At 43.0% G+C, this 9,736-nt stretch carries 10 protein-coding genes; 4 read left to right on the forward strand and 6 right to left on the reverse strand.

Annotation, left to right across the window (positions count from 1 at the left end; genetic code table 11):
* The 3 genes from ACO1R6_RS17280 to ACO1R6_RS17290 form a co-directional block, all read left to right on the forward strand.
* Positions 1-342: hypothetical protein (locus tag ACO1R6_RS17280; protein ID WP_486266265.1), on the forward strand; the 342-nt coding region annotated here is incomplete at its 5' end.
* Positions 343-607: 265 nt separating this feature from the next.
* Entirely contained in the window at positions 608-1,180 is a 573-nt protein-coding gene (locus ACO1R6_RS17285) for a dihydrofolate reductase family protein (RefSeq protein ID WP_486266267.1), read from the forward strand.
* Between the two features lie 173 nt (positions 1,181-1,353).
* Positions 1,354-1,947 carry a hypothetical protein gene (locus ACO1R6_RS17290; protein WP_486266268.1) on the forward strand — a complete coding sequence of 198 codons (594 nt, stop codon included), beginning with the start codon at positions 1,354-1,356 and terminating at the stop codon, positions 1,945-1,947.
* Between the two features lie 235 nt (positions 1,948-2,182).
* On the opposite strand, the gene ACO1R6_RS17295 is transcribed toward ACO1R6_RS17290, so the two are convergent.
* The 6 genes from ACO1R6_RS17295 to ACO1R6_RS17320 form a co-directional block, all read right to left on the reverse strand.
* The gene (locus ACO1R6_RS17295) at positions 2,183-3,469 is read right to left on the reverse strand and encodes an outer membrane protein assembly factor BamD (protein ID WP_486266269.1); all 1,287 of its coding nucleotides are present in this window, start codon (positions 3,467-3,469) and stop codon (positions 2,183-2,185) included.
* A gap of 280 nt (positions 3,470-3,749) precedes the next feature.
* Entirely contained in the window at positions 3,750-4,118 is a 369-nt protein-coding gene (locus ACO1R6_RS17300; protein ID WP_486266271.1) for a VOC family protein, read from the reverse strand.
* A gap of 145 nt (positions 4,119-4,263) precedes the next feature.
* Positions 4,264-6,405: a M56 family metallopeptidase gene (locus ACO1R6_RS17305; protein WP_486266272.1), complete on the reverse strand. Its 2,142-nt coding sequence runs from the start codon at positions 6,403-6,405 to the stop codon at positions 4,264-4,266.
* Positions 6,402-6,794, reverse strand: a complete 393-nt coding sequence (locus ACO1R6_RS17310; protein ID WP_486266273.1) for a BlaI/MecI/CopY family transcriptional regulator — start codon at positions 6,792-6,794, stop codon at positions 6,402-6,404. The genes ACO1R6_RS17305 and ACO1R6_RS17310 overlap by 4 nt, the downstream gene beginning before the upstream one ends.
* 263 nt (positions 6,795-7,057) lie before the next feature.
* A complete protein-coding gene (locus ACO1R6_RS17315; RefSeq protein ID WP_486266274.1) occupies positions 7,058-7,471 on the reverse strand; it encodes a DUF2721 domain-containing protein in 414 nt (137 codons plus the stop codon).
* A 219-nt stretch (positions 7,472-7,690) separates the two neighbouring features.
* Complete coding sequence (locus ACO1R6_RS17320; RefSeq protein WP_486266275.1) at positions 7,691-8,188, reverse strand: hypothetical protein; 498 nt, start codon at positions 8,186-8,188, stop codon at positions 7,691-7,693.
* A gap of 156 nt (positions 8,189-8,344) precedes the next feature.
* Here ACO1R6_RS17320 and ACO1R6_RS17325 point away from each other — a divergent pair.
* Positions 8,345-9,736, forward strand: a 1,392-nt coding sequence (locus ACO1R6_RS17325) for a M14 metallopeptidase family protein (RefSeq protein ID WP_486266276.1), incomplete at its 3' end; no start/stop codon positions are given.

The raw sequence follows: 9,736 nt of genomic DNA on the forward strand, positions 1-9,736 counted from the left end.
CAGTTTATTTTTTCTTTTTTCAATCAAAGTCCGAGCGGTCCTCGTTTGACCTTTTTAAATTTTGCTGGACCATTTCTGCTTACTGTAGTTTTTATTTTAATTGCTGGACAAAGACTGGTATTTGAAAGAGATTTAATTGAGCGCCTACCACTGTCTAATACTTTAAAGTTTTCATTCGTCTCCTTTATGTTTCTCATCGTTCTATGGCAAATTTGGTATTTATTGACGCTATTTAAAATTAGAGGACAATTTGAGTTGACGGAGTTCGGACCAATGCTTTTTGGGTTAGCAAGCACTTTGTTCTTAGCATCAACCATTGCAAGAAAGAAACACGGCTACTAACATTGTGTTTATAAAATTGTGGCTGGACGTTAAGCATTCGACTTTAAACCGCTATTTTGCTTCTGTGGTTAATTGAAACTGACGTTTTTCAAATGCCACAACTTCATAAACACTCTAACATTAGCAGTTATTGAACCGCAACTATCCTATTTCAGAGTAATTCGTATTAATTTTTGCCGCAAATGACCCGGTAAAACGTCGCATTTACACTTTCGTTCGAACATTTAAACCAGCAATTTTACTTCGATAATCTAATGATGAAAAAATGAGAAAGATAATTTCATTTATGCACATATCCCTCGACGGTTTTGTGGCCGGACCGAGCGGAGAAATGGACTGGATTAAAGTTAATGAAGAAATTTTTAGTTATGTTGGCAAGCGGATAAGCGAAGGCGATACTGCCCTATACGGACGGGTAACTTACCAGATGATGGAAAGTTACTGGCCAACCGCCGCAGACAAGCCAACCGCGACCCAACACGACATGGAACATGCTAAGTGGTATAACAATATTCACAAAATTGTTTTATCCAAAACCATGAAAGATGCGGACTTATCGAATACAACAATTATTAGCGATAACCTTCCGGACCAAATAAATGAAATAAAACAACAGCCCGGTAAAGAAATATTGCTTTTTGGCAGCCCAACCGCCACCCATTTACTAATTCAACAAAACTTAATCGATGGCTACTGGCTATTCGTTAATCCAATTATTCTGGGGCAAGGCATTCCCTTGTTTACAGACATCAAAGACCGAATAAACCTAAAATTGCTGAATACCCGACCATTTACCTGCGGGGTAACGGAACTGAATTACGCTGTAGATAGGCAATAACAACGCACTGCTAATACGGGTTTTACGTCGGGCAGGCTGACGTGCAAACATAGCGCTTTGCTTTCTATTTAAAGTAATGCTTATTAACCGTCTTGTGCTACGAAATGCGCCCGAACGCAAAGCTCTAAACCAATGTAGCCAGTTAAAAAACGATAAACTTAAATAAGTAAACTATGAAAAATCTTTTTCTGCTAGCCATTATATTATTCGCTACTGAGGCTTTGGGCCAGACAATGCCGGGTACCGCGCCAGTAAGTAAGCCTCAACAAGGCGTTGCCGTAAATGCTCCTGACACGCCTTTAAGCGTTTATTATGTTAAAAAGACAAGCCCTCATAAACCAGGACCAGCGTACTATGTAAACGGGAAACTGGTTAACGAAACCTTTTTCTTGTCAATTGACCCGAATGTAATTGATAAAGTTGATGTAGTTAAGGGCAGTTTACAAAGTAATGGGCAAGTTTATCTGACAACCAAGCCGTCGCATGTTATCAAACCTATTTCATTAACCCAATTAAAACATAAGTATACAAACTTACAGCAGTCGCCATCTCTCTTTATGCTAGATGGGGAGCTGGTAACCACCGACTACGACCAGTATCTCGTAGATGAAAACCGCCTCTGGCGAATTATAGTAGACCAGGTTGAAAACCAAAAAGACGGTATTAACCTAAAAGTTATTAAGCTGTTAACGAAATCAGAAGAAAATCTGAAGAAAGAAGATAATAAAATCAGAATACGGGGAACAGCAGTAGCGCTGAACGAATAGCCAGCCTGCTTATATCGGTTGTATACCGTTGAACCACAAAATAATAGAAAAACCCGGCAGTTTTAAAACCTGCCGGGTTTGCCTTAACTTAAAATTTAATACTTATTCTAATAATAAAGGTAAGTACTGTTTGGTAATAGTAGTAGTTTTTTCCGTTACAAAAGTTGCTCTGGCTGTATATCCTGCTTAACATAACCCGGAATTTTAGAAGCACCAGGTGGCTGTAAGGTTAATATTAATTCAGGGTAAAAGCCGTTACCTTTTTGTCTTTCTCATAAGTTTCGCGGGCTTTGGCCAGGGTCTCAATCCAGGCCGATAAGCGGTAAGCTTTGTGCCCAAAATAAGATTGGTATTTGGTAAGATAATTTATACAATTCTGGTACTGGTGTGCCGCCAGCCAGGGTTTTAAGCGTAATTTTAAAACCGTTATGGCTTGTTCGGTGGGGGCAGCCAGGGCAACGTAGGCATCTATTTGCTCTTCTTTAAAGCCAATAAAGTTCATGTTTATCATTTTGGCGCCAAAGTTTGCCAGCTCAATATCGTTTTCGAGTTGGTAAGCCTCGTTATAGTTGGGGTAACGGGCCTTAAAGGCTTCGTACGAATCGGGAGCGCCGCTGTCGTTAAACAACAGGTATAATTTTTCCCAGGCGTTGCGGATGTTGCGGTTCTTAGGATATTTATTAATAAAATTTTCGTAATCGGCTATAGACGGAAAAGAGGTAAAACGGGCGTAAATACTGTCTTCGGCCCATTTGCGGTATTTGCTGGTGGGGTTATTTTCCACAAATTTTTCGTAGCCTTCCAAAGAATTTTCGGTGAGTAACGATTTAAACTCCAGTTGCTCCATTTTTTCTGTGGCTTCTTCCAGGTAAGGGCTTTCGGGGTAATTGGTTACAAAGTTTTTAAATGCCTGAAAAGTGCCATCGGCCGTAATGGTTTTGTATAATAACTTATCGTAGGTTTTCCGGGCTTCGGCTATTTTCTTCGATTTGGGGTACTTGCGCATGTACTCGGCGTAAGCTTCGTAAGTATTTACCTTTTGCACGGTTAAATATTCCAACTGACTTTTCAGGGTTTCGGCGCTGGCAATTTGGGGCGAGGTTTTGTGGGTTTTAATAAATTGGTCTAACGCATCGGTGCTGTTGGCCAGTACCGCGTTCTGAAAAGCTACCGAATCGATGTGCTGTTGCAAAGCCAGCATATTTTCTTCAGTCACTTCGGTATCCTGCAGTTTTTTCAGGTTTTTTTCGCCCAACGATTTGTAAGATTCCTTCGCATTAATCAGGTGCACATAAGCTCGCTCAATATCGTACTGCTGAAAAGTTTTAATGGTGAGGAGTTTACTTAAACCGTAAGAGGCCACCACATCGCCCGGATTCTTAGCCAGGGCCTCGGTAAAAATTTCGTAAGCCCGTTTGTAGTCCTTTTTGGATAAAGCTTTTAATCCTTTGTCGGTTGCAAATGCCTGGGTTAAAATTACCAGCCCAAGTAAAATAAACGACAATCGCTTAACTATACTCATTGTATACAAAAACTTATAAATTATATAACTTAAACGGATAACCGTTTAGTAAAGATAATCAAAACTAAATAAACTGAAGTTTTAATACTTAATAAATGGCAGAACCCGGCTAAAGTAATATTGGTCTAAAGCCAGTTGGCTAACCGGCGCGGTTACCCACTTGGTTATTTTCTTTAGTTGAGCCAAATATTGGCGTAATGGGCAGATTTAAAACGTAAGAACCGGCTGCCAGATTGTTTTTAGTTAAAGCTTTAATTGCCGGCAGGCTTAATATTGGGGCTTAGTCGGGCAGCTCAGTAAGTTCTACTACGTGGCCGTCGGGGTCCTGAATAAATATTTGCCACATGCCATCGGGGCGTTGCTTGGGGCCAGCAAATTTTACATTCTTTTCGCGCAAATCAGCTTCGGCAGCCCGGATAGAAGCTACCCGCATGGCAAAATGGTTACCGCGCGGTTCCGATACCACCGGCTGGGTGCGTTCGCCGATTAAATGCAGTTGTTGTACCGGGCCAATGGCAAACCAGGCCCCCGGAAAAGTGAAAGCCGGGCGGGGAATACGCGGTAAGCTTAATATTTGGCCATAGAACTGACAGCTAACTTCAACATCCTGTACATGTAAGGCTACGTGGTTTAAATCTAATATTTCCAATTTTAGCTCCTGATTAAGTAATCCGGTTTAAAAATACGCATTATGTTCTACTTCTGGTAAATCTTTAAAAAGTGAACCATACGGGCAAAATAAAAGGCAGGATAATTACCCTGCCTTTTTAATTAATGTTAATACACCAAAGATGCTATTGTTCCCTAAAACGGCCTTTAATTTCGAAAGTCTGGTAAGAAACGTTTTTGTTGGGGTACGGCAAATATTTGCGGTATTTCTGGAAAAGTGCATCGGGCTGCTTTACATTGTTAATGTACATAGCCGAATTGGTAATTTTAAGGGTATAATCTTTATCGTTGCTGTACAAATTATCGGCTTTTAACTCCTTCAGTACCAAGTTGGTTTTTTGCTCGTGGTCGCGGGGCATAGCCGGCTGTTCAGCTTTATCTTTAGCATCTAAATCAATATTTAGATTTTGTGCCTGAATAGGCTGACTTTCTGTACCAGCTTTCGTGGTGATAAGGATTACGCCATTCTTACCCCCTTCGCCGTATTTGCTGGCACTTGCTCCTTTTAAAACGTTCATGGATTCTATTGTATTGGGAGCTAGTTTGCTCATGGCCATTTTATCAGCTGGCGTACCATCAATAATATACAACGGGTCCGGGGTGTTCTCCGAAGCTTTAATAGAGATAATACTCTTGACATCTACGGCTGCCGGTGTTTTCTTCGTTGGCTCAGCCTGAACTTCTGCCCCGGCTTTCGTGGTGATAAGGATTACCCCATTTTTACCTGCTTCGCCGTACTGACTAGTTTTGTCTCCCTTTAAAACGCTTATTGCCTGAATCGTATTGGGAGCTAATTTATTCATGGCGGCTTTATTAGCTGGCGTACCGTCAATAATATACAATGGTTCTGGTCTGTTTGCCGAAGGTTTAATGGTAATGGTGTTTTTCTCGGCTAATTGTACTGGCGGAACTGGTGGGGCTGGCGGAGTAGCCGGTGTTTCTGGTGCTGCTGGCGGCGGAGGCGGTGGGGGTAATACCATTTTACCGGTCAACCGGGTTTTATCACCTACTTGGGTGGCCTTTGGTTCTTTTATTACAAAATTGGTATACGCCGCTAATCCTTCCTGGGGCACTTTAACGCCATTGATCCACATTTCAACCAATTTGCCTTTTTTATCCTGTAGCATAACCACCTTAGCCATTTTAAGGGTATCGGGGAGGGGCGACGATGCAAAGGATATATTTTCGGCAGCACTGTTTTGGGGTTCGGATACCGCCTCAAATTTCAGGGAAGTATAATTGCTTAAAGCGGCCGCCGAGATGGCCATAAAACAAAAGAGCATAATGGCACCCGCTACAAAGCCTTCGCGAAGTGTAGGTTTTACGGCAGGTTGTACAAACAAGCGTTTAATGCGGCCTAGCAAAGAACCATCTTTCCCCGCCAAACCTAAAGCTAAACCCGGCACCTGTTCTTTTATTTCGGCGAGGCGGGTTAAAGCCTGGGCATAGGCAAATTTATCGCCGCAAAGCGCTATGGCCTGGTCATCGCAGCAGTTTTCGCGCTCTACCCGTACAAAATCGCTTATCCACCAAATGGCCGGATGATAGAAAAACAAGGCTTCGGTTAAGGTTTGCAGCAGGTTAATCAGATAATCGTGCCGCCGGATGTGGGCCAGTTCGTGGGCCAGAATGGCTTCTATCTGGTTTATGGGCAAATCGGTTAAGGTACCTAGCGGCAATAAGATAATTGGTTTAAAATAGCCAATAACCAGCGGGGTTTTAACCAGACCCGATTCGGCACCGCTTATGGGCATATTTAGATTTAATTTATAGCTTAAGGTTTGCAGTTTTTGCTGCCAGGCAGCCGGGAGCGGGGTGTTTTTATAAACCCGGATGCGTTGTAAATAAGCAAAGCCACCTAAAAAGCGCAGCAACATAAATCCTAAACCCAGTAGCCAAACCGTAACAATTAAAGGCAATTGCTCCTGAAAATAAAGGGTAACCTGGGTCCAGGTAAAATAGCCGGTATTTGGGGCCAAACCGGGCTCCAGCAAAAACGAGGCTTTTAGGTTAGCATTTTTTAAGGCTTCGCTGGCATTTAACGCCCATTTATAATAATACCCAAACGTAAGCCCCGAGAAAAGCAGTTGTAAAAGTAAGGCTCCTAAAGCCGCCCGGTACCGGGTAATGGCTGTTTGCCGACGCATAAATACCAGCAACAGGGTTAAACCCAATGCCAATAGTAAGCCTTGCCAAAGCGAGTGCAAAATAGTATACCCAATGGCTTGGGTCAGTTCTTGCGGAATAAGCTGGTTTAAAGTTTTCATGGCTGGGAATCTCCTTCTAATTTATTTAAAAATTTTCTGATTTCTTCTAATTCGGCGGGTGTAGTTTTATGGCTGCCTAAAGCTTGCATCACTAACTTGGTTGCTGAGCCCCGGAAAGTGCTGTCCAGGAACCGATCGAGCAAATGTTTTTGGGTAGCTTCTTCTTTAAGCAAAGCTTCGTACACGTGCGACCGGTTGCTTTCGTCGCGCCGGACCATATTTTTTTCGGTCATGAGCTGCATAATTTTAAGGGTGGTGGTGTAACCAACTTCTTTGTTTTTATTCAGTTCGTCGTTTACAAACCGAACCGTAGAAGGGCCGTGTTGCCAAAGGAGCTGTAATATTTCCAATTCGGCTTCTGTGGGTTTCAGAGGGGGTAAGTTTTCCATGGGCAGATAGTTTATTTATATATCCAAATGTATACGAATGTTTTCGTACTAACAAATTTAATTACGAATAATTTCGTATAAAGATGTAAAAAAATATTCTTGTCCGTAAAAAGGGTTTAAACGGGGATTAATGAAGCTGAATTTATATTATATAGTAGTTGCAGGGGAGAATTAGATAAACCAATATTTTATACATAGCCCAGCCAAGCTACTTGAATTAGCGCAGTAAATTTTCGTAATGAAGAAAGAGTCTAGCTTTATGGTTAAGCCATACGTTTAAAGCTTTTCTGTTCTTCCATATCGCTCAACTCAATCTTTAGCGCATTTACCGAAATCTGAATTTCCCGGATCGATAAAGCCAGAGAACCCATGAGCAACAGCAAGCTTAACCCAAACAAATATTTGCCTATCTTTTCTTCGCCGGCAAAAAGTACAAACATGCACAGTACGCACATAAACATGCTAGTTATACCCAGGGTTTGCATATTCCGGATTAAAATTAGCCGGTGCCGCAGGTTGCGGATCTGGCCCATTAAAACAGAGTTGTGGGTGCGCACATATTGCTCTTTTAAGTTGCGTACCAGCGAAGCCAAAGCCAGAAACCGGTTGGTATAAGCCAAAAGCAACAAAGAAATTGCCGGAAACAAAAGTGCTGGAGTAGTTAAAGTAATTTCCATAAACGCATAATACTGGAATCTGGAAAGCGGGATTTTCTATTTGCGGGGCGGCTAGTATTTACCCGCATTCAATGTCTAAATAAAATATTTATCCGGAATAATTTATTTGGGCCGTGCCTAAATGCCCGGGAAACAGGATTATCTAACGGATAAATAAAAAATGCCGTTTACAAGACGATATTTCGAGTATCTAATTGTTTTGAGCCAAGCGGTGCTAATCTAAGCTTCCTCATCATCCTGCTCCTGCAGCATCTGAATCAGTTTTAAGCTTTCGTGTATTATCCGGTCCATTTCGGCTTTAGAATCGGCCTGCAGCGTGCGCTGAAACAAATCGAGGAGCATTTCGCCTTCGTCGTTAATAAATAGGTCTTTATACAGGTTATCGAAAGCTTTTATATTTTTATTAATAATATTGTCAATCTGGGCCACACTGGTGCCCTGGGCCGCCTCTTTTAATACCGCCAGTACTTTCCGGCTATCGTCATCGTCGGCCATGTCGGCAAATACCTGCATCAGGGAAGTGGCAACCCCAATGCGTACTTTCTCGAACTTAAAGTGCAGGTTGTCGCCGGCTTGCGTTTGCCCCCCGTGGGCACGATGACGCGCTTCGGCCAGTTCAAATTCTTTATAAATAATGGCGGCGCTTTTACCTAATAATTCTTCCTGCTCGGCGGGTAAAGCAATTTTCAACAAGTTTTCGAATTTTATTTCCGACATGTTTTTGAGTTAAAAGTAAATTGTTTTAAACCCGTACACCTATTTCTACGGATTTGTAAATAGTTTAAATTTTAAGCAGGCTTTGGTAGTCCTGAATTTATCCGCCAACTTTAATAAATAATTAAGGGCAAATTTATTTATCTGTTTATTCCTTTTATGTACGCGAAGGTTAAAATAATATTTATATTAATTTTTACTTTGTTTAACGGGGCCGTTTATGCCCAAACTACTGCGCAAAGCCCCGACGAGTTTTTAGGTTATAGATTAGGTAGCCTCTTTACCCGCCACAGCGATATAATCCGGTACTTGGAGCATTTAAAACAGGCGTCCCCCAACCAAATAAACCTGCAAACCTACGGTACTACTTACGAAGGCCGGCCCTTACTATTAGCTACCGTTTCAGCCCCGAGTAACCTGCAACGTTTAGAAGAAATCCGGACGAGTAACTTAAAACGTACCGGTTTATTAGCGGGCCAACCCGATGCCAACCAGCCGGCGGTGGTGTGGCTGAGTTACAATGTGCACGGCAACGAAGCCGTATCATCGGAAGCGGTGCTGCAGGTTTTGTACGATTTGGTAAGCGCCAAAAATGAGCAAATAAAAGCCTGGTTAGATAAAACCGTTATTTTAATTGACCCTTGTGTAAACCCGGATGGCCGCGAACGTTATGTTCAGTGGTACGGACAGGTAGCCAATGCCGCGCCTAACGCCAACCGTTGGGCGCGCGAACACCAGGAGCCCTGGCCGGGTGGGCGGCCCAACCATTATTTATTTGATTTAAACCGCGACTGGGCCTGGCAAACCCAGCAGGAATCGCAGCAGCGCATTGCGGTATATAACAAATGGATGCCGCAGTTACACGCCGATTTTCATGAGATGAGCGGGGAAGCCTCTTATTATTTTTCGCCGGCGGCCAAACCTTTTCACGAAGATATAACACCGTGGCAGCGCGAATTTCAGGGAATCATCGGCGAAAACAACCGCAAATATTTCGACCGGCAAAACTGGCTGTATTTTACCCGCGAAACCTACGATTTATTTTATCCGAGTTATGGCGATACCTGGCCCTCTTTTAACGGGGCCATTGCCATGACTTACGAGCAAGGCGGCTCGGGCCGCGCTGGTTTGGCTTACGCCCGCGCCGACGGCGATACCTTAACTTTGTCCCAACGCATTGCCCACCACCATACCGCCAGTTTGGCCACTATAGAAGCCCTGGCCGACCGCAAAGAGAAAGTTCTGGACGAATTTAGCCGCTACTACCAACGCAATCAGCAAAACCCGGCCGGGCCTTACAAAACCTACGTGTTAAAAACCCAGGGTCACGAAGCCAAAATCAAAGCCTTAACGGCTTACCTCGACCGCCAGCAAATCCAATACAGGTATGCTACCGGCAAATGCACCGGTCGGGGATTTAACTACACAACGGGCAAACACGAAAGCGTGCAGATTGTGCCCAACGACTTAACCATAAGCCTGTACCAGCCCAAATCAACGTTAGTAAAGGTTTTGTTTGAGCCAGCCTCTAAACTCGAAGATTCTTTAACC

The sequence above is a fragment of the Adhaeribacter sp. genome, assembly GCF_057359045.1.

Excerpts from the sequence above, each read along its gene's own strand:
- ACO1R6_RS17285 (WP_486266267.1), top strand. The coding sequence starts at position 608 with ATGAGAAAGATAATTTCATTTATGCACATATCCCTCGACGGTTTTGTG.
- ACO1R6_RS17290 (WP_486266268.1), top strand. The coding sequence starts at position 1,354 with ATGAAAAATCTTTTTCTGCTAGCCATTATATTATTCGCTACTGAGGCT.
- ACO1R6_RS17295 (WP_486266269.1), bottom strand. The coding sequence starts at position 3,469 with ATGAGTATAGTTAAGCGATTGTCGTTTATTTTACTTGGGCTGGTAATT.
- ACO1R6_RS17305 (WP_486266272.1), bottom strand. The coding sequence starts at position 6,405 with ATGAAAACTTTAAACCAGCTTATTCCGCAAGAACTGACCCAAGCCATT.
- ACO1R6_RS17310 (WP_486266273.1), bottom strand. The coding sequence starts at position 6,794 with ATGGAAAACTTACCCCCTCTGAAACCCACAGAAGCCGAATTGGAAATA.
- ACO1R6_RS17315 (WP_486266274.1), bottom strand. The coding sequence starts at position 7,471 with ATGGAAATTACTTTAACTACTCCAGCACTTTTGTTTCCGGCAATTTCT.
- ACO1R6_RS17320 (WP_486266275.1), bottom strand. The coding sequence starts at position 8,188 with ATGTCGGAAATAAAATTCGAAAACTTGTTGAAAATTGCTTTACCCGCC.